We start from the raw sequence: 26,985 nt of genomic DNA, 5'->3' as shown, positions 1-26,985 counted from the left end.
ACTGGAAACCTTGGGGTACAAAGTCACTCTCGAACCCCGCACCAACGCCGCCTAGCACCAGCGAGCAACCGCTCACCCAGCTTGGGTCACCCAATTTTCGAGAGAGACGCACAATCGCACAAAATTGCCCTCTAGCGTGCGAGTCTGCGTCTGCTCGCGGGCCATCCACAGCGACAGAAGCGGCTTGCATACGTGAAGCAGCCGACCGCGCCAGTGTTGGCCGGGTGAATGCCGAAGCTGCCGACATCCTCTCCCGCAATGGCGGGATTGCCACCACCGCGCAGTTGCTGACGGTGATGACCCGTCAGCAACTCGACGTTCAAGTGCGCAAGGGCGAATTGGTTCGCGTTTGGTACGGGGTGTATGCGCGCGACAAGCCGGACTTGTTGGGGCGGCTTGCGGCGTTGGACGTCTTCCTGGGCGCGCCCGCGGTGGCATCAATGGGCACCGCGGCCGCTCTCTACGGCTTCGATACCGAGAACACGACCACAATTCATGTGCTCGACCCCGGCATCCGAATGCGATCCAACGCTGACCTTGTGGTGCACCAACGCACCGGTGCCCCTCTGCAGTGGGTCGCAAGCAGACGAGCGACCGCACCGGCGTGGACCGCCGTGGAGGTGGCGCGCCAACTGGGCCGGCCCAGGGCACTGGCCACGCTCGATGCTGCTCTGCACTCACTGTGGTGCACTCGGGGCGACCTCGAGCGGGCTGTTCACGGTCAACGTGGTCGACGGGGCATCGCGGCCGTCCGCCAACTGCTGCCGTTCGCCGACGCCCGGTCGGAGTCAGCCATGGAAAGCGAGGCCCGACTCGTGATGATCGACCACGGCCTGCCCACGCCCGAACTGCAATTCACGATCCGTGCGCCCGGAGGCAGACGGTGGCGGGTGGACTTCGCCTGGCCGAAGGCTCGGGTGGCGGCCGAATACGAGAGCGTGGAATGGCATGCGGGCAGAAACGAAATGCTCAGGGACAAGGCTAGATTCGCCGGGGTGCAGGAGGTGGGCTGGACCGTCATCCCCATTACCGTCGATGACACGCGCCGACAACCACAACGCCTCGCTCAACGGATCGCCAGCCACTTGAATCGCCGAGCAGACGCACAATCGCACAAAATTGCCCTCTAGCGTGCGAGTCTGCGTCTGCTCGCGGGCTGGTCACTCGCGCAGCAGGGCGGCCGCGCCGACCAGCCCGGCCTCCCCGCCCAGCGTGGCCGGCACCACCCGCAGACCTGACAGGAAGTCCAGTCCGGCGTAGCCGCGCAACTCCTCGCGCAGCGGGTCGAACAACAGCGAACCGGCCTGGGCCACCCCACCGCCGACGACGACGAGGTCCAGGTCGCAGACCGCGCCCACCGAGGCGATCATCGCCGCGATCGCGCGGGCGCCGCGGTGAAATGCCCGCAGCGCAACGGCGTTCCCGGAGCTCGCGGCGGCGGCGAGTTCCTTGGCATCAGCGCCGTCCCACCCCTGCGAGCGGGCCCACGCCGCAAGGTGGGGTCCGCTGGCGATCGCCTCCACACAGCCACGGGCACCGCAGACGCAGGGCGGGCCGTCGGGGTCGACGATGACGTGGCCGACGTGGCCGGCGTTGCCGGTGCGCCCGTGGTACGGGGAGCCGTCGAGGACGAGGCCGCCGCCGATGCCGGTGGACACCACCATGCCGAGCAGAAACGCCGCGCCTTGTCCGGCTCCGCGCCAATGCTCCCCCATCGCCATGCACAACCCGTCGCCGCCCAGCCGCACCGGCACACCGGGAACGGCGGCGGCCACCCGATCGCGAATCGGGAAGTCGAGCCAGGCCGGAATGTTGACCGGGCTGACGGTGCCGTCGGGCAGATGGATGGGCCCCGCCGAGGAGATGCCGACACCGGAAACCGTGCCATCGGTCGCCGCTACGGCGTCGGCGATGGTTCGCCGGGCGGCGGCCCACACCTCGTCGGGATCGTCGCTGTGCGGGGTGGGCTGGCGGGTCTCGTACCGCAGCCGCCCGTCTACATCGACCAGGCCCGCGGCGACCTTGGTGCCGCCGATATCGATAGCGAGGGTCTGGGCAGCCATCAGTGTTTATGGGTGTTGTCGGGCTGGCGCGGGTCGCCGGGGTGCTCGTATCCGGGCGCCAGCCACACCAGGTCGGCGCGACGCTGGTCCAGCCACATCCGGAACCGGCGCCGTCGGGCCGCACCGAGCAGATGCGCGGCGATCAGCGGCCGCACCGCGGCCAGATCCGGCTCGCACGCCACCTGCCAGCCCGAGTTCGCGGTGAACCGCGGAAACCTCCGCGGGTTGCGGGCATAGAAGTCGGCCACGGAGTCGTCGGCGACGGCCACGTCACCGGTCACCTGTGCGAACACCGCCCGCGCGATCGGATCGGCCAGCACCGCCGCCGCGATGCTGCCGATCTCCAGGCGCGCGGTCGAGTCGGGGAGCAGCTCGTCGACCCCCGGGGTGGCATCGGTGACGGTGGCGCCGAGCCGGTCAGCCTCGCGGGCCACCAGTTTTTCGGCCACCAGCAGTTGGGTCAGCCAGCGCCGCAGTTGTCGGCCTTCGCTGGTGTGCGGGCGGGGCAGCGCTGAGACTTGCGGTGAGGCCCTCAGCACCGCCTCGCGGGCGTCGACCTCTCCCACCTCCACGCTGATCCCGGCGACGGTGGCCGCCACCGTCATCGGACCGTCACCGCAACCGCCGGGGTATAGAGCAGCCGGCCCGCGCAGCCGATCCGGATCAGCGCCCACCAGCGGCCCGGCTGCACCCACGGCGGCGGGGCGATATCGAAGGCGACCTCGGCTGTGGACCGGGCACCCAAGACGGCGCCGCGCACCGCCGGGCCGATCCACTCCCACGTGCCCCACGGACTGATGAGGTGGGCTTCCAGCGCCAGGTCGGTGTGGGCTCTGCTGCCGACGGTGACGGCCAGCCGGGACCGTTCCCCGGCGGCGACGACGACATCGGCGGGCTCGGAAACCAGCCGCACCAACTCGCGGCCCGGCGCGCCCACCGAAACGATGCAGACGTCTTCGACGCGCTGACGCCAGGCTGCGGGCACGTCACCGCGCACGGTGAGGTGGGCGCGGATCGGATAGTCACCAGACGGTGCGTCGGGCGGAACCCGAACGACGATCTCGGCTTCGCGGTGCTGGCCGGCGGGCAGTTCGAAAGGCAGCACGCCGGTTTCCAACGCCCAACCGGGTGGGCCGAGCAGCCGCACGTCCCCGGCCAGGGCGGCGTCACTGCAATCGCTGGCCGCGGTCAGTCGCAGCCGCAACACGTCACCGGCCTCGGCGGTGACGGCTTCGGGATGCAGATGCGCCACCGCGGGCAGGCCGCCCAGCGGGGCCGGCCCGCGGTTGTGCAGCCAGTACCGGGCGTACAGCGGCTGGGCCTCTTCGGCGTCCGGCGCCAGGTCCGTGCCGTCGGCGTCGAGTACCGCGGGGACGTCGAGGCGGGCCAGCAGGGTCGCGATCTGGTACCCGTGCAGCCGCAGCGGCGGCTCGCCGTTGTCGCGCGCGGTCTCCAGCAGGTCTGCTGACATCACCGCGGAAACCCTGCCGACGTCGGAGGATATCGCCACTTCGGTTGTGGTGCCGTGGGTTTCGACCAGCCGGATCGTGACGTCCCGGGGGTCCACCGAGGCCGCACTTCCGGTGGCGGTGGGGTTACCACCGATCTTGAGCGCGGCGAGATGGACCGCGCCGGCGGGTTCGATACGCAGCAGCGACCCGTCGGCGGCCAGCGCACCGACTCCTTCGCCGGCCACGACGCACACCATCGGATGATTGAATTCCGCACTGCGGGATGGCATTCGCGTATCCCGCCAGTCACCTGTCCCGGATGCCAGCGCGAAGTCGAAGGTGTGCGTCCAGTGCTGGAGCGCGAAGTTGGACTCGTCCGGCACCGTGCGTCGCGGGGGGTCGATCCACACTCCCGAGGGCCAGCCGGTGCAGGAGCGCATCAGGGAGGTGTGCAGGGTGTGATCGGGTTCGACGGCGCAGCCGGGTATCCCGCGGTTGAGCAGGGCCAGGGTGCGTGGTTCGAACTCGTCCAACCCCGATGGCGCGTCCTGGGTGACGTCGATCTGGGCATCGTCGAGGTCGTCGACGACGGCCGCGACGGCGTCCGACAACCCGCCGGCCCAATGGCCGGCGATGACGAGGACCGGTAGGGCGAGTACGCCTCGCAGATCGGCGTCGCGCCGCCACACCGACTCCAGCGGCTCGGCGGCGGGCACCCACACCCGCGCCTGCCCGGTGGCCGAGAGTTGGCGATGCAATTCCGCGGTGTACGTGTGGTCGGCCGCGGCGAGCACCGCGGCGATGAAGGCGTTGTCGTCGGGGCCGCCCAACGCAATCCGCGTATCCGGCAGGTTCGAGTCGACGTCGAGGTGGCCGTACCGGGGATGCTCCGCGCTGCTACAGGTCGCGGTCACCCCGGCACGCACCAGCGCCACCATCAAGTCGCGAGCGCCGGCGGTGTCCTCGGCGGGAACCACCACCTCGGCCACCGACATCGCGCGAGCGCCCCGCCCTACCCGGATCCGCGCCGCCGCGGAAAGCCCGAACCAGCCGTGGGCGGGATTGTCCAGTGTCCATGGATGTTCGGCGGAGTCGATCGCCTGGTCCGCACCCGAGCCATGGTCGTGCATGAGCCCGAACCCGCGACCGATGACGGCGTCGCCGACCTCGCTGACCGGCAGCGCACCGGGTATCGGACAGGGCCACCGCAGCCGCACCAACCGGTCAGCACCGGTGAATTCGTCGATGGTGGTGCTGGCGTCCACCCGGTCGATGCCGTGCCATAGAGTCAGCACCTGGGTGTATCGCATCAGCTCGCCGATATGGCCGGTCACGACGAGTCGCTCGCCCAGTGGACTGCGGTAGGCCTGCACCGAATCCGCCGCCGTGCCAGTCGAACACGTGACCGGTCCGCGGGGCAGCAGATGCCAGGGCCCCTCCCCTGCCTGCGGGTGAGCCGGATACTCCTCGTAGACGGCCAGCTCGTTGCCGAGCCGGCCCGAGGCGATCAGCTCGCGGTCGGCCGACAGCTCGATCAGCGACACCACCCCGCCGCCGCGGGCGGGGTCGACCCGCAGCCGGTGATACTCGTTGGCGATCTGAGCCCCGTCGACCACCTGCCACCGCGCGGCCTGATCCGACGCCACCAACCGGTAGCTGCGCCACCCCAGGGAGTCGACGCCGTCGGCGCGCCAGGTCACCAGATGGCCGTCGTCGGACACCAGCGCGGGGCAGGAGACACCGGCGGAATCGACGACCGACACACCCGGGCCGACCGGTGCGTCCAACTGGACGGTGACGATGTCGGTTCGGCTGTGCGCCAACGGGTTCCACACCACCACCCCGCCCTCTTCGGCGGCGACGGCACCCGACAGCAGCCGTAGTGCCCCCGATCTTGCGGCCGAGCCCAGCTCCCAGGCGTTCCGCCAGCTGGTCAGCAGGTCGAGGTAGACCTGGTCGGACTCCGATCCGGTGATGCCGTCGTGGTGGGCGCCGTAAGCGAGCTGCACCCACGCCTTGGCCAGCGCGGCTTCGGGGTAGCGCGCACCCGAGAGCAACGCCGCGAACACCGCGAACCGTTCGGCGCCGAGCACCGCATCCTCGGCGGCCCGGTTTGCCTGCTTGGTGTCGATGTAGGAGACGTCCTTACCGGTGTAGATCGGGTTCATATCGCGGGTCTGCGGCGAGGGTGTCACCCCACGCCGGGACGTCTCGGCGCGCACGGCGGCGAAGAACTCGGACGGCAGGGCGCAGACGAATCGCGGCCAGGCGTAGCGGGCGTTCCAGTCGCGGTGGATCTCGGTGACCCAGGAGTTGGGCGGGGTGTAGTCGGTGCCGACCGGCAGCAGCACGTTGCGGGTCAACGCCACCGACTTCAGTTCCGAAAACAGGCGATACGTGGCCTCCTCGGCCTCGGCCAGGGATTCCGCGGAATCCATCCACCAGCCGGCCGAGTAGTGCGCCGGCATGTAGTGGGTCAGCAGGCCGAGCCCCGAGGGTGCGATCCACTCGAACTCGCTGCGGAACTGCATGCGGCGCGGGTCGCCGGCTTGTCCGTCTTTGGAGGCCATCGGTCCCCATTGGTGGTGCGGGCCGCGGGCCCACGAACTCGATGTCAGGCCCGCGTCGGCGGCCATCCCCGGGAATTGCGGGTCGTGGCCGAACACGTCCAGTTGCCAGGCGGTCGCCGGATCGGCACCGAGGACGTCGCGTTGATAGCCGATGCCATGCACGAAGTTGCGGATCGCGGTCTCCGCGCCGACGAGGTTGGTGTTGGGTTCGTTGTAGGTTCCGCCCATCACCTCGACGCGACCGCCGCCGACGAACCGGCGCAGGTCCGCGCGGTCCTCGGGGCGGGTATCGAAATAAGGCTTGAGGTAGTCGACCTCGGCGAGGACGAACTTGTAATCCGGGTCGCGGCGGGCCATTTCGAGGTGGGCGGCCACCAAGGCGAACCCGTTGTTCTGCCGGGCCCGCCCGGGCGGCTCCTCGGTCCACAGACTGGTGTAGGCGCCCTGGGTGTTCCACCAGACCGGGTCGTAGTGGAAGTGGCTGATCATGTACATCGTCCAGCCCGGCTCGGCGACGGTGAACTCGAACGGGAAGTCCGCACCGGCACGGGCCGCGCGCCGCTGGCCCGGTACGGGCTGCTCGACGCGCACCGGGACTTCGACGACCCCGTCGCCGCGCGCCACCGTGACCGGGTCGGACCGCAGCGCGTCGCCGGAGACCTGTAGCGACTCCGATTCACCGGCGCCGCTATAGCCGATTCGGACCACCTGCAGAGGCGCATCGGGCGGGCCGACGAACAACTCCGTCGACTCCGCGGAGGTAACCCGCACGCCAGCAATCTACGACGCAATCACCCCTTAGCGGAGCGACACGGCGATGGCCGACGTCCGCGTACCCGTCGCAGGGTCCGCATCGTCAGCTTGCGCAACTCCTCGAACCACAGCACCACAGATGCCAATCCGGCCGCCGTGAACCACTGCGCAGGGCTTAGCGACTCGGTCCCGAATGCGGTCTGCAAGAACGGCAGTTCAACCACCGCAATTTGCAGGACGACGCCCAGCGCCAGCGACACCCATAGCCACCGGTTTCTGAACAAGCGCGAAAATGCGCTGACCACGCCGGAGCGCGCGTTCAACGTGTTGAACAACTGGGCGAACACCAAGGTGGTGAACCCGACCGTGCGGGCCTGTTCGAGTGAGCCGTCGCCGGCGACCATACCCCCGGGCCGAACCAGGTCCATCGACAGCAGCGTGACCATGGCCATCACCAGGCCGACGAACACGATCCCGCCCCACATCCGGGCGCCGATGATCCGGTCGGACGGGCGTCGCGGCGGTCGGGCCATCACGTCGTCGATCTCGGGATCCACACCCATTGCCAGCGCCGGCGCGGAGTCCGTGACGAGGTTGATCCACAGAATCTGGGTGGCGAGCAGGGGCAGGACCACACTTTCCTGCGGGCCGGCCGTCATGCCGAGGTGACCGGCCAGCAGAACACCGAAGAAGACAGTGAACACCTCGCCGAGGTTCGACGACAGCAAGTAGCGCAGGAATTTGCGGATGTTGTCGAAGATCACCCGGCCTTGCCGCACCGCGGTGACGATGGTGGCGAAGTTGTCATCGGCCAGGATCATCCTGGCGGCTTGCCTGGCAACGGCAGTTCCATTGTGGCCCATAGCGATTCCGATGTCGGCGGCTTTGAGCGCGGGAGCGTCGTTGACACCGTCACCGGTCATGGCGACCACTTCGCCGCCGGCCTCCAACGCTTCGACGATCTGCAGCTTGTTCGCCGGTGCGACCCGGGCATAGACCGACGCCTCGCCGACCGCGTCACGCAGCTCAGTGTCGGTCAGCGCGTCGAGGTCGGGGCCGCTGACCACCCAGGCGCCGGGCTCGACCACGCCGAGGTCCTCGGCAATCCGCCTGGCGGTGGCCGGGTGGTCTCCGGTGATCATCAGCACCCGCACACCAGCGCGCTGTGCGTCGTTTACCGCCTCGGCCACTCCCGGCCGCGGTGGGTCGATGATCCCGACGACGCCGACGTAGATGAGGTCACGCTCGTCGACCTCACCGATGTCATCCGGCCAATCATCGACACCCACCGGACGATAGGCGACGGCCAGCGTCCGGAAAGCATGTCCGGACAGCTCGTCGATGTCGGACAGCGCCGCCGCCCGCCTCCGGGAATCCAGCACCAGCACCTCTTCACCCACCTGCACACGGCTGCAGCGCCCCAGCAGCACATCGGGTGCACCCTTGGCCACCAGCAATCCGTCACCTCCGCCATCGCCGGCGACCAAGGCACTCATCATCTTGCGTTCGGACGTGAACGGAACTTCGGCGTAGCGGGTGAACTGCCGGGTTCGCTCGATGGTTCCGGCCAGCTTGTGGGCGGCGACGAGGAAGGCCGCCTCGGTGGGATCGCCATGGATGTCCCAGCGACCGTCGGTCATCTCCAGCCGGGCGTTGTTGGCCAGCGCACCGACTGCTAACGCCAGGCCGGCTTCGCGCGCCAGCGGCGAGTCGGTCAGCTCGTCGCCGCCGATGCGGGCCTGGCCCTCGGGGACGTAGCCGACCCCGGTGAGCTGCACCTCGCCGCTGGCTGTCCGGACTCGGGTGATGGTCATCTGGTTCTGCGTCAGGGTGCCGGTTTTGTCCGATGCGATGACGGTGGCGCACCCGAGCGTCTCCACCGAATGAAGGCTCTTGACGATCGCGTTGCGTGCGGCCATTCGCTGCACGCCGAGGGCAAGGACCACCGAGACGATGGCGGGCAGTCCTTCAGGCACGGCGGCCACGGCCAGCGAGACGCCGAGCAGCAGCACCGTGACCAGGTCGTGGAGGGTACGGATCTCGCTGAGCGCGATGGTGACGGCGATCACGGCGACGGCGATCGCCACGACGGCCAGACCCAGGTAGCGCCCGACCTGTGCCAACTCGCGCTGCAACGGACTGGGCTCGGACTCGATGGCCTCCAGCAGTTCGGCAATGGCACCGATCTCGGTGGCCATCCCGGTCGCGGTCACCACCACACGTCCGCTGCCCTGCGTGACGGCGGTGCCCCGGTAGACCATGTTGCGGCGCTCGGCGAGGGGTTTAGCCTCGTCCAACGATTCCGCCGACTTGCCGACGGGTTCGCTCTCGCCGGTGAGTGCGGCCTCGGCGACCCGCAGCGCGTTGGCCGTCAGCAACCGCCCGTCGGCGCCTACCGCGTCGCCTTCGGTGAGCATCAGGACATCGCCTACGACCAGCTCACGCGACGGCACCACCGTCAGCACCCCGTCGCGCATCACCGTCGAGGTGGCCTCGGCCATCGACTGCAGCGCTGCCACCGCGCTCTCGGCCCGGACCTGCTGCAGATATCCCAGAACCGCGTTGACAAGCAGGACGGCGGAGATCACCATGGCGTCGATCGGGATTCCCGCAGCACCTTCGGCGATCCAGGCCGCCAGCGAGATCGCGACCGCGACGATCAGCAGGTAGACCAGAGGGTCACGGAACTGCTCGATGAGCTTTCGCCACGCCGGGATCGGACGTGCTTGCCGTAGTTCGTTGGGACCGTATACGGCCCGGCGACGATCGACTTCGGCTGCGGTGAGCCCGACGACCGGGTCGACATCCAGGGTTGCTGCGATGGCCGATGCCGTGCGCACAGAGGGATCGGCAGACACCGCCACACCACCATCGTCCCGCGCCGGGCCGTCGCCCGCGCACCCGACCCCTCGACGGGTTTGGAAACCGTCGGTGACGACTGACACGCCTGGCCTGTACCCCGCCGAAACCAGGACCGATACCGACCCCGGGTGCGACGACACCGCGTTGCCAACTCACGCCACACCAGTGCGCGTTACCCTCCTCACGAGGTCCGTTAGGTACGCCGGGGGTTGATCGATGTCGACCAGTTCGCTGCTTCGGTGGCTGCGGGCCGACCAGTACGACTGGTTGACCGGCTATCTGGCCACCCGCGGCCTCATCGGCCACGCTCGCGCGCTGATGACCGTCATCACGGCGGTGCCCACGCTGTGTGTGATCGTCATGCAGATCAGCAAGGACGGGCCCACCGGAGTCGCGTCGACGTTCACCTGGCTGGCCGCGGCAATCGGCGTGGGCAGCACACTGCTATGGATTTGGCGGTGGCCGACGCGGACGCAGTTCCGCATCTTCGCCCTGTCCGCCTGCAGTGGGCTCGCGGTGGTGTCCGTGTTGGTGCCGGCTCCGCAGGCCGGCTTGATCTACACCTATGGGCTGATGATCGCGGGCGCCTTCCTCGCCCTCTTCCAGAACATCACCTTGATGCTCTACAACTTCGCGCTCGTGGTGTGCGTGGCGGCGGTCCAGTCGGCGCGGTTGGCGGCCGCCGGCCACCCCAGCCTCAGTGTCGCGATGCTGGGCTTGGTCGTGTTGGCCAACATCGTTGTTCCACTGGCCATTTACATCATGGGCCGCGCACTGGCCGGCGACCTGCTCCAAGCCGAACATGACCCGTTGACCGGGTTGTACAACCGTCGCGCGTTCCTGTCCAAGACGATCGGGATGCTCATGTCGCGGACGGACACCGACTCAGAAGTCGTCGTGGCGTTGATCGATTTGGACAAGTTCAAGCACATCAACGACCGCTACGGCCACGACGCCGGGGATCGGGCACTGGTCCACGTCGCTCGGGCGCTGCTGAAGGCCGCCGGCAGCAGGGCGATCGTTTCTCGCAGTGGCGGCGAGGAATTCCTCGTCTTGACCACGGCTCCGCCCGACGACCCCTCGGCATTGGCCCGGCAGATCTGCGACGCCATCTCCACCTGCCCCGCCCACGTCACCGCTAGTGTCGGCACCGCGACCGCCCCGCTCGACGGCTCTGGTGAGGCCGAACACGAAGATTTCGTCCGCGATCTGATCTCTGCCGCCGACACCGCCATGTACAAAGCCAAACGCAGCGGCGGGAACCAAGTCCGCCATTACGAACCGCAGGAGCCTGGCTCTCCCACGTGAGACGTCCAAACCGCACTTGTTGGCGCGTCCACTCGGGCGACGCGTACAACAAGTGACGTCTCGGAGCGCGGGCGCCGCCGAATTGGCCCTACCACGTGCACGTTTGGCACACTGGCAAGAATGAGTTCGACCAAACACCGCGAAGTAGCCAAGCTCGATCGCGTTCCGTTGCCGGTCGAGGCCGCCCGAATGGGAATGACCGGCTGGCAGCTCACCCGCACCGGCGCCCGTGTGCTCGGCACACTGCCCGGGCGTGGACGCTGGCAGGACAAGGTCATCAAGCAGATTCCGCAGACCTTCGCCGACCTGGGCCCCACCTACGTCAAGTTCGGCCAGATCATCGCGTCCAGCCCGGGTGCGTTCGGCGAATCACTGAGCCGGGAGTTCCGCGGGCTGCTTGACGCGGTACCGCCCGCCGACACCGCCGAGGTGCACAACCTGCTCCGCCAAGAGCTCGGCGGCGACCCCGCCGAGCTGTTCGCCACGTTCGACGAGGAGCCGTTCGCATCGGCTTCGATCGCGCAGGTGCACTTCGCCACCCTGCACAGCGGTCAGGACGTGGTGGTGAAGATCCAGCGTCCGGGTATCCGCCGCCGGGTGGCCGCTGACCTGCAGATCCTGAAGCGCTTCGCCCAGCTGGTCGAGGTGGCCAAGCTGGGCCGGCGGCTCTCCGCCCAGGACGTCGTCGCGGACTTCTCCGACAACCTCGCCGAGGAGCTCGACTTCCGGATCGAAGCGCAGTCGATGGAGGCCTGGGTGTCGGGTCTGCATGGTTCGCCGTTGGGACGCAACATCCGGGTGCCGCAGGTGCACTGGGAGTTCACCAGCGAGCGGGTGCTGACCATGGAGCGCGTGCACGGCGTACGCATCGACGATGTGAAGGAAATCCGCAAGAAGGGTTTCGACGGTACCGAGCTGGTCAAGGCGCTGCTGTTCGCCACCTTCGAGGGCGGCCTACGGCACGGCCTGTTCCACGGTGACCTGCACGCAGGCAACCTCCTGGTCGACGACGACGGTCGCATCGTGTTCCTGGACTTCGGCATCATGGGCCGGATCGACCCGCGCACCCGCTGGCTGCTGCGCGAACTGGTTTACGCGTTGCTGGTCAAGAAGGACCATGCGACCGCGGGCAAGATCGTGGTCCTGCTGGGCGCGGTGGGCACCACCAAGCCGGAGCGCGAGGCCGCCAAGGACCTCGAGGCGTTCGCCGCCCCGCTGACGCTGAAGACGCTCGGGGACATGTCGTACGCCGAGATCGGCAAGCAGCTCTCCACACTGGCCGACGCCTATGACGTCAAGCTGCCCAGGGAGCTGGTGTTGATCGGCAAGCAGTTCCTCTATGTCGAGCGCTACATGAAACTGCTGGCGCCCAAGTGGCAGATGATGAACGACCCCCAGTTCTCCGGGTACTTCGCCAACTTCATGGTCGAGGTCAGCCGCGAGCACCAGAGCGACATCGAGGTCTGATGGAGATTCGTTCCGGCAGGGCTCAAGTCGGCCAAGACCTCGAGATCTGCTACGAGGACATCGGGAACCCGGGTGACCCGCCGGTGCTGCTTGTGATGGGACTGGCTGCCCAACTTCTGTTGTGGCGCAACGGTTTCTGCGAGAAATTGGTCGACCAGGGCTATCGGGTGATCCGCTACGACAACCGTGACGTCGGGCTGTCGTCCAAACTGCACGGACAGCGAGCCGGCGGGTCGCTGCTTCCCAACCTGGTTCGCTCCTATCTCGGGCGCCCGAGCCCGTCGGTCTACAAACTGGAGGACATGGCCGACGACGCCGCGGCGCTGCTCGACCATCTCGAGCTCGAGCGGGCGCACGTGGTCGGGGCATCGATGGGCGGGATGATCGCCCAGATCTTCGCCGCACGGCATGCTCACCGCACGAATGCGCTGGGAATCATCTTCTCGTCCAACAACTCTGCGCTCCTGCCTCCCCCCGCTCCGCGGGCGCTGCTCTCGCTGATCACCGGCCCGTCGCCGGACTCTCCGCGCGAGGTAATCATCGAGAACGCGATCCGGGTCGGCAAGATCATCGGCAGCCCTGGCTATCCGATATCCGACGCGCAGGCGCGGGCCGACGCCATCGAGGCTTACGAGCGGGCGCACTACCCGCAGGGCATCGCCCGGCATTTCGGCGCGGTTCTAGGCAGTGGCAGCCTGAAGCGCTACGACCGGCAGATCAGCGCGCCCACCGTCGTGATCCATGGTCGCGCCGACAAACTGATGCGCCCGTCAGGAGGCCGGTCGATCGCGTCGACAATCCCGAACGCACGACTCGTCCTGTTCGACGGCATGGCACATGACCTGCCGGAAGCCTTGTGGGACGACGTCGTCGGCGAACTCAAGACCACATTTGCCGAGGTCAGCTAGGTAATTAGGGTGTTCAAACGAGTCGTCGGCTGCCCGTCGGAGCGGCTAGCATCGGATCTGCACAAGCGGTGATCGCACAATCCCACCGGGGGGGGATACGTGGTTGCTGCCTGAAGCAGTCAATGCGAAAGGCACGCCGTCATGGCAAAAAGGCTCCAACCTCATTTCGAGAACGTGCAGGCCCACTACGACCTGTCCGACGACTTCTTTCGGCTCTTCCTCGACCCGACGCAGACCTACAGCTGCGCCTATTTCGAACGTGACGACATGACGTTGGAACAGGCCCAGATCGCCAAGATCGATCTGGCCCTGGGCAAGCTGGGCCTGCAGCCCGGGATGACTCTGCTGGATGTCGGCTGCGGGTGGGGCGCCACGATGTTGCGCGCACTGGAGCGCTACGACGTCAACGTCATCGGACTGACGCTGTCGAAGAACCAGCACGACCACGTCGAGCGGACCTTCGATGCATGCGCCAGTCCGCGCGACAAACGCATCGAACTCATGGGCTGGGAGCAATTCGACGAACCCGTCGACCGGATCGTGTCGATCGGCGCGTTCGAGCATTTCGGCTTCGACCGCTACGACGACTTCTTCACGATGGCCTACCGGGTGTTGCCAGATGACGGGGTGATGCTGCTACACACCATCACGTCGTTCACGTTCGACCAGCTGGCCGAGAAAAATATCCCGCTGACGTTCGAAGTGGCGCGATTCGTCAAGTTCATGCTCACCGAGATCTTCCCGGGCGGCCGGCTGCCATCGGTCGAAAAGGTCGAGGACCATTCAAGCCGGGCCGGCTTCAGGCTGACACGTGTGCAGTCGCTGCAACCGCACTATGCGCGGACATTGGATTGTTGGGCAGAAGCCCTGGAGGCTAATCGGGAGAAGGCCATCGAGGTGCAGTCCGAAGAGGTTTATGAGCGGTACATGAAGTACCTCACAGGGTGTGCGCGAGGCTTCCGGGTCGGGTACATCGATGTTGACCAGTTCACGCTCGAGAAGCACGCTGAGGACACGCACGGATAACGCACTGTTTGACCGCCGTTCCGGTGGGGCAAACCGGTATGGTCCAGATCACATGGTGCATACTGGCGCGCAAAACAATTCGCGGGGGCAGTGGTCAAGTGAGGCAAGAAGAATCAGGAAGGCGTTGACGCTCATGCCCGAGGCAACTGAAACCAAGGACATGCGGCCCCATTTCGAAGACATCCAGGCGCACTACGACCTCTCGGACGACTTCTTCGGCGTGTTTCAGGACCCCACCCGCAAGTACAGCTGCGCCTACTACACCGGACCGAACGTCACGCTGTCAGAAGCCCAGATCGCCAACGTCGATCAGCACCTCGACCGCTTGGACCTCAAACCCGGGATGACCCTGCTCGAGGTGGGCTGCGGCTGGGGCCTGACGCTGCAGCGGGCGATGGAGAAGTACGACGTCAACGTCATCGGGCTGACGTTGTCGAAGAACCAGAAGGCCTACTGCGAGCAACTCTTGTCAAAGCTCGACAGCGATCGGACGTTCGACGTCCGCCTCGAGGGCTGGGAGCAATTCCACACCCCCGTCGACCGGATCGTCTCGATCGAGGCGATCGAGCACTTCGGTTTCGAACGCTTCGACGACTTCTACAAGACGTGCTTCGACATCCTGCCCGACGACGGCCGGATGACGATCCAGAGCAGCTGTGGTTATCACCCTGACGACCTGGCGGCGCGCGGCAAGAAGCTGACGTTCGAGCTGGCCCGCTTCGCCAAATTCATGGCCGAGGTGATCTTCCCCGGGGGCCGTATCCCGAGCACCAAGATGCTGGTCGAGCACGGCGAGAAGGCTGGGTTTGTTGTACCCGAGCCGCTGTCGCTGCGCAATCACTACATCAAGACCCTTGGCATCTGGGCGGCTCGACTCGAGCAGCACAAGGACGAAGCGATCGCAGCGGCCGGCGTCGAGAGCTACGACAACTACATGCGGTACCTGGCCGGCTGCCAGTACTACTACCTCGACGAGGCGCTCGATGTCAGCCTGGTGACCTACCTCAAGCCGGGTGCGGCCGCCTAGCGCCCAAACCGATACGACGGCATCAGTCCAGTGGCTCGGTTGACTTGACGCGGCGGGCCAGGCCAGGCGCTCTGCCCGCTCACACAGAGGAGATGTGTGGCCGTGACAGGCGATCGCGTCGTAGCGCAGCTGGCAGATGGCCGCCGACCCGTCAGAGCAGGCAGTACTGCTGCACGCGGCAGGAGTATCGGCGCTTGGTCAAACGTGACGACGGCAGCAAACACCGGCTATCTCGACGGTCGTCGCCGACGCATCCCCGTAGTGCGGGTCAACGGGTTGATCGAACGACCTTGGTAACTGTCGAGCAACTCAAACGGGGACTCGGCCCGCCATCCTCTGCGATGGCGGCCTCACCTGGCTCTCCCGCACCCGATGATCTTTTGGTGTGAACTCACCCAGGATCGCGGCGCCCAGGCTCACAATCGCTCCACCGAGAATCATCCCTCCGATGACATCGGTAAAGGTATGTGCCTTGGTGTACAGCGCAAGGAAAGCGACGAACAGCACCCCGGCCGCCGCCAAGACTGCCAACGCCGCTTTCGCAGCACGACTGCACCCGGCACCGACACACACCGCTAACATGCCGAGCAATGCAGCGCTACCCGTGACATGACCGGAGGGGAACGTGTGCTCGTAGTCGTCCAAGCGCAAACCTTGGAGTTCCGCTACGGTTGTCGAGGCCCGCCTAACCGCCATCTTGAGCATTTGCTCGACGACAACGCCAACTCCAACCGACCCAACGACGAGGACGGCCGGAACCGCCGAACGCGCCCTCAATGACAGCAGCGCGCCGCCAATCAATGCGACGCTTGCGACATACCCGGGCCGGCCGAACGCACCGAAGGCCCCGTCCGCGTCCACTCTCCATTGCGCGGATCTATGCGCGACGAACCAGTCGGCAACGGAGGTATCGAGTCCGGCCAACCATTCAGCATTGAGTCCAACCGCAAACGCTGCCAAGAGGGAAAATAACCCAGCGGACAGCAAGACCAGCGCCCACCGGCCTCCGATGAGCAACGCGAGTGCGCCGAGGACCACGGCTACGGCACTCAAGGCAGTCACAGAGATATCAATAAGTGGACATTGTGGCACCGATGCGCCGTGGTGGCAGGACCCTCAATCGAACTACTCACCACTTGGATCGCATCAAACCGGCCAAGCGACGATTACTCGGCCGCAGGTAAGGTTGCTCCGGCCTTAGCTTGGGCCGACTACCTCAATACGAAATACGCCTTTGTGTTCGGGTGAACGGCCGCATCGTCGCGGATCTCGTCGACTTCCATCCATCGGAAACGCTCGTGCTGACCGTTTGGCAACACCAGTGACTCAGCGCCGACGCGGAGCTGGTACGCGATGACCACGTAATGCGTGCTCACGCCTGGGATCTCGAGCGCGTTGTCGTCGTACAGATGTTCGTAGACGCCGAGAAGACTGGCCCCCTCGCGGGGAATCGCACGACCCAGTTCCGCATGCGAGATACGAAGGAACGCGTCGTCGATCCGCTCGTCTTTGTAGATCCTCCCGCCGGGGACAAACCAGGAGCCCCGCGCAGGGCGGTTGAGCCGCAGTCCGACGAGGACACGCCCGCTCTCGTCGCGCACAACGAGGTCGATGCTGACGAGCGGCGAGTGACCGATGACATGTGCGAAGTCGTCGCGGGACAGGTACATGACCTGTGCATGCTACGCGTTTCGCTATTCCGACGTTGCCGGCACACGCGCGCAGGGGCTTGCTGGAACTTGCGAAAATCTTCGTAACTGCGGCGGCTGACAACCGCGGGCCACTGACAACCCCGCGCGATTCGCCCCGTCTGTTCCAGCCACCAGGGAAGAAGCACCCCAAGGTAGATCTGGAGGGTCGACGGGGGTGGCCACCAAGCCCCCAGAACGGGCCGTTTCAACGATTTTCACTGCGAAACCCGTCGCAGGCTTCCGCCGTGCAGATCGCCGACGAGCTGGCCCGGCATGGCCACCACGTGACAATCGCAGTCGGAGATCATGTCCGGCCGCCGCGCACCTACCTTGGCCGCGACATCCACGGGTGGCTCGCCTGCTTGCGCGGCAGGCCGGTTCGTTCCGCAAAGCCGACGGGGTTTCACTCCCCTACCAGGTAAGGATCCGACCCTGTACTACTTCGCGCTGCTGCAGACCCCCGAACGTCAGCTCACCGCCGACGAGCGTGCCCGCGAGATGCAGGCCTATCAGGCGTTCCACCACCGCGGCGGCCGAGGTGATCCGAGCCGGCGACACGCTGAGCTCGGCGGCCGAGGCCGTCCGGATCGACGGCGGCCCGAGCGCTCCGGTGGTGACCGCCGGACCGTTCGCCGAAGGCGCCGAGGTGGCCGGCGGTTACTACATGTTCGAGGCCAACCTAGACGAGGCGCTGCAGCTGGCCCGCCAGATTCCGGCCGCCGAGTACGGGGCGATCGAGGTGTGGCCGATGGTGCACTGGAGCCCGGTGGGCCGTCCCACCACCGATTCGGACTGGCTGGCCCTGCTGCTCGAACCGGCTGACGCCGTGACCGTCCCCGGCACTCCCAAATGGGAGCAGGGCGCGGCCAGGCATGTCGAGTTCGGCGCGGCGGCCGGCGCGCACATCCAGGGTGGAGCGCCGTTGCATCCGCCCTCGACCGCGACGACGGTACGTGTGCGCGACGGCGAAGTGGTCCTGACCGACGGTCCCTTCGCCGAGGGTGCCGAAGTGGCCAACGGCTACTACGTCCTGCCGGCCGCCGACCGCGACGAAACTGGCCTCGATGATCCCGGCGTCGGCCGTAGAGCTGCGCCGCCTGGCCGGGGTTTCCGGGCTGTAGATGCGTTCCCTGGACGGCGTCTTCCGGCGAGAGTGGGGTCCGGCGGTGGCCGCGATCGCGCGCTGGTCGGGTGACCTGAGCATCGCCGAGGACGCCGTCCAGGGAACCTGTGCCGAGGCGCTTCGCAGCTGGTCGCGCGACGGCGTGCCCGACAACCCGGGCGGCTGGCTGGTCACGGTGGCGCGCAATCGGGCGCGAGACCGGTTTCGCCGCGAATCGATGCGTCCGGGAAAGGAATTGGCGGCAGTGCAGGGCAACGAGTCAGCCGATGCCACGGTGGTGCACCAGGTCCGCGACGACGAGCTGCGGATGATGTTCACCTGTGCGCACCCGGCGCTGGAGCGGCTATCACAACTGGCGCTCACGTTGCGGCTGGTGTCGGGCCTGACAGTGCCGGAGATCGCGCGTGCACTGCTGGTGAGCGAAGCCGCGGTGGGTCAGCGGATCACCCGGACCAAACAGAAGATCCGCCACGCCAACATCCCGCTGCGGGTGCCACCGCCGGAGCTGCTGGGAGAGCGGACGCCGCATGTGCTGTCGTGCATCTATTCGGTATTCACCGAGGGATACTGGTCGACGGCGGGGCCGTCGGCGATCCGCGACGAACTGTGCGACGAAGGGGTGCGCCTGGCCGGTGAACTGCGGGTGCTGATGCCCGCGGAGTTGGAAGCCCACGCCTTGCATTCCCTTGTGCTGCTGCATGATTCACGACTTGCCACCCGTGTCGACGCGGCCGGCGCCTTGGTGCCGCTCGAAGAACAGGACCGGCGCCGCTGGGATCGGGTCCGGATCGCGCGCGGCCTGGATGCGTTGCGGCGGGCCGAAGGGTCGACCGGGCCGTACCTGGCCCAGGCGGTGATCGCCGCGGCGCATGCGACGGCTCCGAGTTGGGAGAACACCGACTGGGCGACCGTGTGCCGTGCCTACGACGTGCTGGTGCGGTTGACCGATTCTCCGGTGGTACGCGCGAACCGAGCGCTGGCCGTTGGCTTTCGCGACGGCCCGGAGGCCGGCTTGGTGGCGCTGGACCCGGTGGCACACGACCCGCGGCTGGTCCGCTCCAATCTGGTGCCGACGGTGCGCGCGGATCTGTTGCGTAGGGCGGGCCGGTATGAGGAGGCGGTCCCCTGGTATCGGAAGGCGATGGAGCTCAACGGCTCTGAACCCGGGCGGGCATTTCTCCGTCGGCGAATTTCCGAATGCGGCGGATGACGTCCGATTAGTGTCAGCCCCATGCTTGTTGGCCGGCTCGCCGATCCGAATCGCACGCTGGGTACCGATCCCCGATCAGATCCCCGGATGGTGGCGGCGTTCGCCCCGATCGGGCTGGCCGACACCCTTCCCGACGCACCGCTGAGCGTCGACTCGCCGCTGGCGGACCGGTTGGCCTACGCCGCGGCCGCCGAGGAGGCGGTCGGCGGCGTGCTCGACGTGTTCGCCCTGGCCGCGCCCGCACCCGAAGGTGTCACGACGACGACAGTGACGATTCCCGGGGCCGACGGCAATGTGCTCACGCTGTTCGTCAGCCGACCGGATCGAGCCGATGGCCCGCTGCCGGCGGTGGTGCACTTCCACGGCGGGGCGATGGCGATCGCCAGCGCCGGGGACGCCGCCTACCGGCACCTGCGGGAAAGTCTGGCGGCCACCGGCCTGGTGGTGGTCGGGGTGGAGTTCCGCAACTCGGGCGGCCGGCTCGGCGCCTATCCCTATCCCGCGGGTCTCAACGACTGTGCGGCGGCCACCCGGTGGGTGCACGCCAACGCCACGGATCTGGGGGTCAGCCACCTGATCGTCGCTGGTGAGTCCGGTGGCGGCAATCTGACCCTGACCGTCACGCACAAGGCCAAACGCGAGGGATGGATCGACGAGATCTCCGGTGCGTATGCGCAATGTCCTTATATCTCCAATCGCTGGCTGGACTATCCCGATGAGCTGCCGTCGCTGCGGGAGAACGACGGCTACTTCATCAGCTGCCAGCAGGCGGCGCTGCTGGGCTCGATCTACGACCCGGGCAAAACCCATGTCGGGGATCCGACCTGCTGGGCCGGATCGGCCACCCACGAAGACCTGGTCGGCCTACCGCCGCACGTGATCTCGGTGAACGAACTCGATCCCCTGCGCGACGAGGGCCTGCTCTACTACCGGCGGCTGCTCGCCGCAGGAGTGCCCGCGGCGGGCCGCATCGTGGTCGGCACCTGCCATGGCGGGGATCTGCTGTTCCCGGCCCTGATGCCGGAGGTCTTCGCGGCCTCGGTGCGGGATATCAGCGGCTTCGCGTACTCGCTTGGTGGTTAGGCGTGCACTCGCGAATTGAGTCGGGCACATTACAGCAGGGTGTCGGCTTGGTAGCGGAGCATCGACTACGGCGCACATGCGACAAAATGCCTGACGACAGGCGGTTTTATCTGTTGACAAGGCCACCGGGGTATGCGATTCTGTTATCAATTCTCAGGCTATGTCCAGGAAGAACCGCAGGTTCAACATCATATTCTTAGGGGGGTCTCAATGACTACAGCAGTCGCGACCAAGTTCCAGGTGGGTACCGCAGCTTTGGCTCTCGCCGCCGCTGCTTCGCTTCCGGCGATCGCTCAGGCCGCGCCCAGCCTCGGCGGTGCCGCCACGGCGTCGGTCGATTCAGTCGTCATCCCCTCCGCATCCGCGACCACCTCGTGCACCCCGGGCGCCCTGGGTTGCTACCTGGTTGAAGGTGCTGTCGCCGGAACCCAGGCTCTCGTCCGAGGAGTGGTCATCTACGTCGGGACGGTCGCCTACGTCCTGGTCGACGGCACCGGTGAGATTCTCAAGTTCGTCGGTGGCATTCTCCCCGGACCGGTGGGCGACTTCTTCGACAACGTCGGCGATGGCGTGCTCGCCTTCGGCAATACAATTGCCGAAACGTTCCACGTGGGCCCCTACCTCGTCTGAGAATAGCTAGACACGGACACAACTCGTCAGTTGATGCCATACCGGCAGCTGGCGAGTTGTTCCGTTTTGGCCAGCTATCGTGGCTGCGGCCTGCTAGCGTCTAGCGCAGACCGCACCGGAGTACGGGGAATTTACTGAGTGGGCCTCTTTTCACGCCGCAAGTCCAGCGACGACTCGAATGATGACGATCCGACTCTGACCGACGATCTTGACGACGAGCGACACTGGCTGCGGCGTCGCAGTGTCGTATGGACGGGCCTCGCGGTGCTCATCGTCATCATCGCCTTCGGCGGCTGGCTCGGCATCCGAGCGCAGGTAGCAAAGACCAACCTCGAACAAGCCCGCCACAGTGCGCAGCAGACCAAAGATGCACTGCTACAGGGAAACACAGCAGATGCATCACGCTTTGCCGCTGATGCAGGATCTCATGCGCAGGCAGCACGGGACGCAACCCACTCCCTGCCGTGGAACATCGTTGCCGCAGTACCGTGGTTGGGCAGCCCATTCAAGACCGGTCAACAGATATCGGACGTCGTGGTGGGTCTGACCGCCGACGTATTGAAGCCAACCGCGGACGCCGGCACCACGGTCGCTCCACATCAATTGCTTGCGAACGGTCGGCTGAATGTGGAGGCGTTGCGCGAGGAAGAACCAGCGCTGAGCAAGATCGCAGCGGACGCAGCACGTCTCAAGGCTGAGGCACAGGCGATTGCAGAGCCGGGCTATCTCTCCGTGCTGGGCGAAGCCCGATCGCAACTACAAACGCAGACAGCTGATATCGCACAACTGCTGGGCAACACGGCCCTCGCCGCACGCGTGGCGCCGTCGATGATGGGTGCCGACGGGCCCCGCACCTATTTCATGGGTTTCCAGACGAACGCCGAAGCCCGGGGCACCGGTGGCCTGCTCGGGGGTTTTGGGATTCTGCGGTTCGACAACGGCAAGCCGAGTGTGGACACTCTAGGGCGCAACACCGAACTCAACGGGCCATTCACACCGATGTCTCTGAGCCCAGAATTCGACCAACAGTACGGGTTCACCCATCCGACCACTGACATCCGCAACAGCAACCAGAGTGCACACTTCCCCTACGCGGCGCAGATCTGGAAGTCGATGTGGGCGCAACAGTCGGGAATGAATGTCGACGGGGTCATCGCCATCGACCCGATCGCCCTGAGCTACATCCTCGGCGCTACCGGGCCGGTGACAATGCCTGACGGTGAGACGGTGACTAAGGACAATGTCGTCGAGCTGACTGAGTCGACGGTCTACACCCGGTTTCCCACCGACCAGTCGGCCCGCAAGCAGTACTTGCAGGATATTGCTTCCGAGGTGGTCAAGAAGATCAGTGGGCCGATGGAATCCCCCCGCAAGTTGTTCGATGCCTTGGGACGCGCCGTCAGCGAGCGTCGAATCTCGGTCTGGAGCTCCAACCCCGATGAGCAGAAGCTCCTGGAGGAAACTCCCTTGGCCCACGTGATTCCCGACGATCCAGCCCCATACGCCCAAATCGTCATCAACAATCTCGGCGGCAACAAGATGGATTACTACTTGGATCGACAGATCGAGTACGTCGCCGACGGCTGTGACGGCGACAAGCGGATGTCGACGGTCACCGTACGGTTGACCAACACCCTCTCGGATCCGACAGGGCTGCCGGACTACGTCGCCGGGAAGTTGGGGTTCGTTCCCGGTCTCGCGGAGAACATCCCCAGGGGCGCGATGCTCACCTCGGTACGTTTACTCGCCACCACGGATGCACAAGTCATCAGTGTCCTCGTTAATGGCAAACGGGTCCGTGTCTTCGGAGCGACGGAGCGCAATCATCCAAGCTATGAAGCGATTGTGGCCATAGAGCCCGGAAAGACTGCGGAAATTACGTTCCGGCTCTCCGAGCCGACGGCTCCAGGCGAAGCGCGGGTTCCCGTTCAGCCGTTGGCGGACAACCCCACACCTAAAGTGTCGGTGCCGACGTGCGCTGGATAGGCCCTAGACGTCCCGGACCGGGCGGGCACAATCACCCCCGCCGCTATTTGCTGGTAGGCGAGTTGCGATGAGTTACGGACATTACACCTCACCAGATCATACCGTCAGATGATGAAGCGAAGGGGCTGGGACAACGTCAGGCCTGCAGGGTTACACGATGCGCTTGCGTGCACGGTGGCCTGGAGAAGTGTGCACCGCAATAGCATCTGTCACAGCCAAACCTGCGCCGCCCCGTGCACTAGTATTTCCCGTAGCTCTCGTATCATCGGAGCTCCGGATGAGCCAAGAAGGCCCGGCGCTGGCGCTCGCGTCCACTCTCAGTCTCATCGCAGCGACTCTAATTGGCGGGCCTAGAAAAACATGAGCAGCATTCTGGCATTGAATTCAACGTCATACGGCGGCCCACCGGGGGGCCTTCAGCGGTGAGGAGGTCGCTTTGAGTCTTCAGGACTTTGTTAAACTGTTACGCAGTCGATGGATTACCGTATGCGTAACCACACTTGTCGCGGTTCTCGGCGCTATCGTCCTCAACCTGGCGACAACCCCGCTCTACCAGGCTTCGACAAGGCTCTTCGTCTCAACTTCGTCGAACTCGTCGCTATCCGATTTGTACCAAGGTAATCGCCTGTCACAAGATCGCGTGCTCTCATACACCGAGTTGCTCATGGGTGAGACGTTGGCCCAGCGAACGATCGACAAACTCGGTCTCGATATGAGCGCAGACGAACTAAAGGCACATATTAATGCAAGCGCGAAACGCGATACCGTCCTAATAGATGTAGCAGTCCAAGATGAGTCACCCGTTCGGGCACGTGACATTGCCAACGCGCTTTCTGACGAATTCGTTATATTGATACGCGAATTGGAAACTCCAAACAAAGGCGGCACGCCCGATGCCCGCGTTGTCGTCGAGCAACGCGCATCCATTCCCGCTCAGCCTGTGGTTCCAAAGAAGGCTCGCAATGTTGTCGTTGGCCTTGCTATAGGTGTGACCTTGGGAATTGGCCTTGCCGTACTCCGCGATCTGCTCGATAACACCGTCAAAAACGTAGGGGTGCTCGAAGAGATTACAGGTGTCGGGCTCGTCGGCAACGTTCCGCTCGACAAGGAACGCAGGAAGGAACCGGCGATATCTTTTGATACCGATAATTCAATAGCCGCCGAAGCATTTCGTAAGCTTCGTACGAACCTGCAGTTCCTCGCTGTCGATAATCCACCACGCCTGATCGTTGTCACTAGTTCGAACCCGAGCGAAGGTAAATCCACCACGGCGATAAATATTGCCTTAGCGCTGGCGGAGGCCGAGCACAATGTAGTGCTTGTCGATGGAGATATGCGTCGCCCTTCATTGGCTCAATACCTCGAGCTGATCGGACCAGTCGGATTCAGCACGGTAGTAAGTGGCGGAGCATCGCTGTCCGATGCGTTGCAGAACACGAAGTTCCCACGACTGAGTGTCCTTACCTCAGGAACTGTCCCACCCAATCCGAGCGAGCTCCTCGGGTCTTTGACCGCCCAGAAAGTACTGAGTGAACTGCGTGAACGATTCGACTTCGTCATCGTAGATTCGTCCCCACTGCTTGCAGTCACCGATGCAGCGATTCTGGCAGCCAACGCCGACGGCGTGCTTGTAATTGCGCGATTTGGGCAGACAAAGCGTGAGCAACTCGCACACGCAATTGGGAACCTCAAGGACGTTGGCGCTTCATTGCTCGGCGCTGTGTTCACCATGACGCCGGCACGCGGAAGCGCGTCGTATAGCTACTACGGCTATAGCAATGCCGACGACAAAAACGAATAGAGGGGCCAAATACCTCATCACTCACCTGAGGAATTCGCAGCCCAGATCCGCCGCCGTCTCGGCGCGCGTCAGTTCACCAGGAGCGGGGGGCCGCCGCCGCGCCGTTCAAACATCCCGGTCGATACAACGGGCTTCAGATCCACCAAAGTCACAGCCGGGGCTGCTGCGGCGCGCTCGAGTGGAATCGAAATCGGCAATATTTGGATATGTAATGATGCTTACGCGCAGAGGAATTTATCGCATATACGAGTCAATTAGGGGTGGGCGATGCTTGTAGCTCTCTTCACCATCGTCGCTATAGTCGGGTCCTTCGTCGTTGTCAGACTTGGGCTTCCACGAGTAAATGTTCTAACGATTTTCTCTGCTGTATGGATCCCCTTGATTCTTGTTGGATCGTACCCTCGAGTACTTTTCCCGGGGTTCACCCATGGAACTTGGACTTTGCTGCTCCTAGCACTTGCTGGAATCGTTCTAGGTACATTTCTAGCTACAATATGGCGCCTCTCCGATCCGGCCACCCCATCAGACATTGAGCAACACGTGTCAGCCGTTGATGTAGATAGGCTTATCAAGATTCACGTTGCACTTTGCATTGTGCTCTTTTTTTACTTCCTTTGGCAGATCTATCTGATTCCACAACGGCTGAATATCAACTTAAACGACATTCTCTCGATATACTTCTCGAGCGGAAATGAAGGCCATCAATACCGCAGTTTAGCATTCGAAGCGCGAGATCTCGCGCACTCATCCGGCTACGGCATCGGCGGCGCAGCCATACTTCAAGGCTTAGTGAGCTACATATTATTCTTTGTCGGCAACATAAGCCTCTTCACCGGAGCCCGCCTGTGGCTAAACAAAAAGCGCGCCCTGGCAGCCGTCCCTCTGATGCTCGCGGCGGCCTTCAGCATCTTTTCCCTCCAACGATCCGCGTTCCTGTTGCTGGCTACACTGTTCTTGTTTTCGGTCGTTGCCACTAAGTGGGCTTCTCCAGTCGCGGAACGCGTCCCTGCAGACTCAACAAGCGAAGTCTGCGTAGGCTTGTCGAAGAATAAATCAAGGCAAAGGCGGCGCAGAGTCGCGGCAGTCTTGATAATATTACTTTCCGTCTTGGTGCTATTCTACCCCCAGTATCTTCGAAACCGGGGGACGACGAATCACGTGTCTCCCCCAGAATTGCTGCTGCCGTACTATTTGGCAGGTGTGGGCGGACTAAATTACCGAGACAACAACCCAGACGGAGGCCCTGTATCGTTCGACGGCGACTCGTCAGTCATAGTCCAGGCAACCCCCGGAAGTTACACTTTCAGCGACTTCTTCATCACGCTTCGCCGACTCGACTTTCCAGTTCATGCCGCTCCACTCGACTTTGATTATCGAACTATCGAGGTTTCAGGTGTCGAACTTCACACGAATACCGGCACGATGTTTTTTAATTTCTGGCTCGACTTTGGGCTTTTAGGAGTTTTCTTCATTACGTTCGGACTCGCATTATTAACGACGTTCGCGCAGCGCCTGGCTCGACAGGGCAGGACGGTCGCGATCCCAGCTTTATCGTTAGGAATGTCGGCTATCTTTTGGTCGTTTAGTGCAAACTATTTCCTTGGCAACCTTCGATACATTTTGTTAATAATCGCCGCGACGGTGGCTATCCCGCGGTTATTGAGAATGAGAGATCGCTCTGGATTCCAGACTGTCCGTGGCCTGACCCCGATCGGTTGATCCATGGCTTATGAGGGTCTTTCCTTTCGGCCAACGCTGTGGGCAGGAAAGGTTCGACAAGGTCATTACGACAAGTAAACAGCCAGCCCGGTGCGGATCGGCTGCAAGCGGGTGCGGCCGAGGGTATCGACGCCGCCGCGGTGCGCTGCCAACTGAGTTTCCTAAAGCCACCTACCGCGCAACCGCTTCCGTGGGCTCAAGGCGAGGACGCCACGCGCTGGTCAAGTCCAGGGACGTGGTGTACGACGTCGTCGTATGATTCTTCGAGGTGATGGTTCAGGCGGTCAGGGCTGCGGGGGTGTCCTCC

General features: G+C 64.8%; 18 protein-coding genes and 1 pseudogene. 13 read left to right on the top strand and 6 right to left on the bottom strand.

Annotated elements, in window-relative coordinates; all coding sequences use genetic code 11:
- The first annotated feature begins 224 nt into the window (after positions 1-224).
- Positions 225-1,130, top strand: coding sequence for a hypothetical protein (locus ORI27_RS30585; protein ID WP_266000918.1), 906 nt, complete (start codon positions 225-227; stop codon positions 1,128-1,130).
- A 30-nt stretch (positions 1,131-1,160) separates the two neighbouring features.
- Here the strand turns inward: ORI27_RS30585 and ORI27_RS30580 are convergent, their stop codons facing one another.
- From ORI27_RS30580 to ORI27_RS30565, 4 genes are read right to left on the bottom strand one after another with little or no spacing between them, the layout of a single operon-like run.
- Positions 1,161-2,063: an ROK family protein gene (locus ORI27_RS30580; protein WP_266000917.1), complete on the bottom strand. Its 903-nt coding sequence runs from the start codon at positions 2,061-2,063 to the stop codon at positions 1,161-1,163.
- Positions 2,063-2,668 carry a DUF7158 domain-containing protein gene (locus ORI27_RS30575; RefSeq protein WP_266000916.1) on the bottom strand — a complete coding sequence of 202 codons (606 nt, stop codon included), beginning with the start codon at positions 2,666-2,668 and terminating at the stop codon, positions 2,063-2,065. Before ORI27_RS30575 ends, ORI27_RS30580 begins: the two co-directional genes overlap by 1 nt.
- Entirely contained in the window at positions 2,665-6,855 is a 4,191-nt protein-coding gene (locus ORI27_RS30570) for a glycoside hydrolase family 38 N-terminal domain-containing protein (RefSeq protein ID WP_266000915.1), read from the bottom strand. Before ORI27_RS30570 ends, ORI27_RS30575 begins: the two co-directional genes overlap by 4 nt.
- 20 nt (positions 6,856-6,875) lie before the next feature.
- Positions 6,876-9,701, bottom strand: a complete 2,826-nt coding sequence (locus ORI27_RS30565) for a cation-translocating P-type ATPase (RefSeq protein ID WP_266000914.1) — start codon at positions 9,699-9,701, stop codon at positions 6,876-6,878.
- A 214-nt stretch (positions 9,702-9,915) separates the two neighbouring features.
- Between ORI27_RS30565 and ORI27_RS30560 the strand changes: the two genes are divergently transcribed.
- From ORI27_RS30560 to ORI27_RS30540, 5 genes are all read left to right on the top strand, one after another.
- Positions 9,916-11,007 (top strand): GGDEF domain-containing protein, encoded by a 1,092-nt coding sequence (locus ORI27_RS30560; RefSeq protein WP_266000913.1) that lies wholly within the window; start codon positions 9,916-9,918, stop codon positions 11,005-11,007.
- Positions 11,008-11,127: 120 nt separating this feature from the next.
- Entirely contained in the window at positions 11,128-12,474 is a 1,347-nt protein-coding gene (locus ORI27_RS30555; RefSeq protein WP_266000912.1) for an ABC1 kinase family protein, read from the top strand.
- Complete coding sequence (locus ORI27_RS30550) at positions 12,474-13,382, top strand: alpha/beta fold hydrolase (protein ID WP_266000911.1); 909 nt, start codon at positions 12,474-12,476, stop codon at positions 13,380-13,382. The genes ORI27_RS30555 and ORI27_RS30550 overlap by 1 nt, the downstream gene beginning before the upstream one ends.
- A 141-nt stretch (positions 13,383-13,523) precedes the next feature.
- Positions 13,524-14,408 (top strand): cyclopropane mycolic acid synthase family methyltransferase, encoded by an 885-nt coding sequence (locus ORI27_RS30545; protein ID WP_266000910.1) that lies wholly within the window; start codon positions 13,524-13,526, stop codon positions 14,406-14,408.
- Between the two features lie 133 nt (positions 14,409-14,541).
- Entirely contained in the window at positions 14,542-15,435 is an 894-nt protein-coding gene (locus tag ORI27_RS30540; protein WP_266000909.1) for a cyclopropane mycolic acid synthase family methyltransferase, read from the top strand.
- A gap of 309 nt (positions 15,436-15,744) precedes the next feature.
- Here ORI27_RS30540 and ORI27_RS30535 read toward each other — a convergent pair whose 3' ends face one another.
- Positions 15,745-16,497 carry a phosphatase PAP2 family protein gene (locus ORI27_RS30535; RefSeq protein ID WP_266000908.1) on the bottom strand — a complete coding sequence of 251 codons (753 nt, stop codon included), beginning with the start codon at positions 16,495-16,497 and terminating at the stop codon, positions 15,745-15,747.
- A 149-nt stretch (positions 16,498-16,646) separates the two neighbouring features.
- On the bottom strand, positions 16,647-17,105 hold the full coding sequence (locus ORI27_RS30530) for a GDP-mannose mannosyl hydrolase (protein ID WP_266000907.1): 459 nt from the start codon (positions 17,103-17,105) through the stop codon (positions 16,647-16,649).
- Positions 17,106-17,558: 453 nt separating this feature from the next.
- On the opposite strand from ORI27_RS30530, the pseudogene ORI27_RS30525 reads away from it, so the two are divergent.
- The 7 genes and pseudogenes from ORI27_RS30525 (at position 17,559) to ORI27_RS30495 (ending at position 26,678) form a co-directional block, all read left to right on the top strand.
- Positions 17,559-18,247, top strand: a pseudogene (locus ORI27_RS30525) (YciI family protein).
- Complete coding sequence (locus ORI27_RS30520; RefSeq protein WP_266000906.1) at positions 18,248-19,459, top strand: RNA polymerase sigma factor; 1,212 nt, start codon at positions 18,248-18,250, stop codon at positions 19,457-19,459.
- A gap of 21 nt (positions 19,460-19,480) precedes the next feature.
- Complete coding sequence (locus ORI27_RS30515; RefSeq protein ID WP_266000905.1) at positions 19,481-20,542, top strand: alpha/beta hydrolase fold domain-containing protein; 1,062 nt, start codon at positions 19,481-19,483, stop codon at positions 20,540-20,542.
- Between the two features lie 210 nt (positions 20,543-20,752).
- Entirely contained in the window at positions 20,753-21,172 is a 420-nt protein-coding gene (locus ORI27_RS30510) for a hypothetical protein (RefSeq protein ID WP_266000904.1), read from the top strand.
- 138 nt (positions 21,173-21,310) lie between these two features.
- Positions 21,311-23,158 (top strand): DUF4012 domain-containing protein, encoded by a 1,848-nt coding sequence (locus tag ORI27_RS30505; RefSeq protein WP_266000903.1) that lies wholly within the window; start codon positions 21,311-21,313, stop codon positions 23,156-23,158.
- A gap of 436 nt (positions 23,159-23,594) precedes the next feature.
- On the top strand, positions 23,595-24,959 hold the full coding sequence (locus ORI27_RS30500; protein ID WP_266000902.1) for a tyrosine-protein kinase domain-containing protein: 1,365 nt from the start codon (positions 23,595-23,597) through the stop codon (positions 24,957-24,959).
- Positions 24,960-25,226: 267 nt separating this feature from the next.
- Positions 25,227-26,678, top strand: a complete 1,452-nt coding sequence (locus ORI27_RS30495; protein ID WP_266000901.1) for an O-antigen polymerase — start codon at positions 25,227-25,229, stop codon at positions 26,676-26,678.
- Positions 26,679-26,985 lie beyond the last annotated feature (307 nt).

Source organism: Mycobacterium pinniadriaticum, assembly GCF_026242045.1.
Classification (GTDB): domain Bacteria; phylum Actinomycetota; class Actinomycetes; order Mycobacteriales; family Mycobacteriaceae; genus Mycobacterium; species Mycobacterium pinniadriaticum.
This window is presented reverse-complemented; position numbering and strand designations above follow the sequence as displayed.

What these genes read in the sequence shown, in the direction of transcription:
- ORI27_RS30520 (WP_266000906.1), top strand. Translation starts at nt 18,248, where the DNA reads ATGCGTTCCCTGGACGGCGTCTTCCGGCGAGAGTGGGGTCCGGCGGTG.
- ORI27_RS30550 (WP_266000911.1), top strand. Translation starts at nt 12,474, where the DNA reads ATGGAGATTCGTTCCGGCAGGGCTCAAGTCGGCCAAGACCTCGAGATC.
- ORI27_RS30580 (WP_266000917.1), bottom strand. Translation starts at nt 2,063, where the DNA reads ATGGCTGCCCAGACCCTCGCTATCGATATCGGCGGCACCAAGGTCGCC.
- ORI27_RS30555 (WP_266000912.1), top strand. Translation starts at nt 11,128, where the DNA reads ATGAGTTCGACCAAACACCGCGAAGTAGCCAAGCTCGATCGCGTTCCG.
- ORI27_RS30515 (WP_266000905.1), top strand. Translation starts at nt 19,481, where the DNA reads ATGCTTGTTGGCCGGCTCGCCGATCCGAATCGCACGCTGGGTACCGAT.
- ORI27_RS30495 (WP_266000901.1), top strand. Translation starts at nt 25,227, where the DNA reads ATGCTTGTAGCTCTCTTCACCATCGTCGCTATAGTCGGGTCCTTCGTC.
- ORI27_RS30560 (WP_266000913.1), top strand. Translation starts at nt 9,916, where the DNA reads ATGTCGACCAGTTCGCTGCTTCGGTGGCTGCGGGCCGACCAGTACGAC.
- ORI27_RS30545 (WP_266000910.1), top strand. Translation starts at nt 13,524, where the DNA reads ATGGCAAAAAGGCTCCAACCTCATTTCGAGAACGTGCAGGCCCACTAC.
- ORI27_RS30540 (WP_266000909.1), top strand. Translation starts at nt 14,542, where the DNA reads ATGCCCGAGGCAACTGAAACCAAGGACATGCGGCCCCATTTCGAAGAC.
- ORI27_RS30530 (WP_266000907.1), bottom strand. Translation starts at nt 17,105, where the DNA reads ATGTACCTGTCCCGCGACGACTTCGCACATGTCATCGGTCACTCGCCG.
- ORI27_RS30510 (WP_266000904.1), top strand. Translation starts at nt 20,753, where the DNA reads ATGACTACAGCAGTCGCGACCAAGTTCCAGGTGGGTACCGCAGCTTTG.
- ORI27_RS30575 (WP_266000916.1), bottom strand. Translation starts at nt 2,668, where the DNA reads ATGACGGTGGCGGCCACCGTCGCCGGGATCAGCGTGGAGGTGGGAGAG.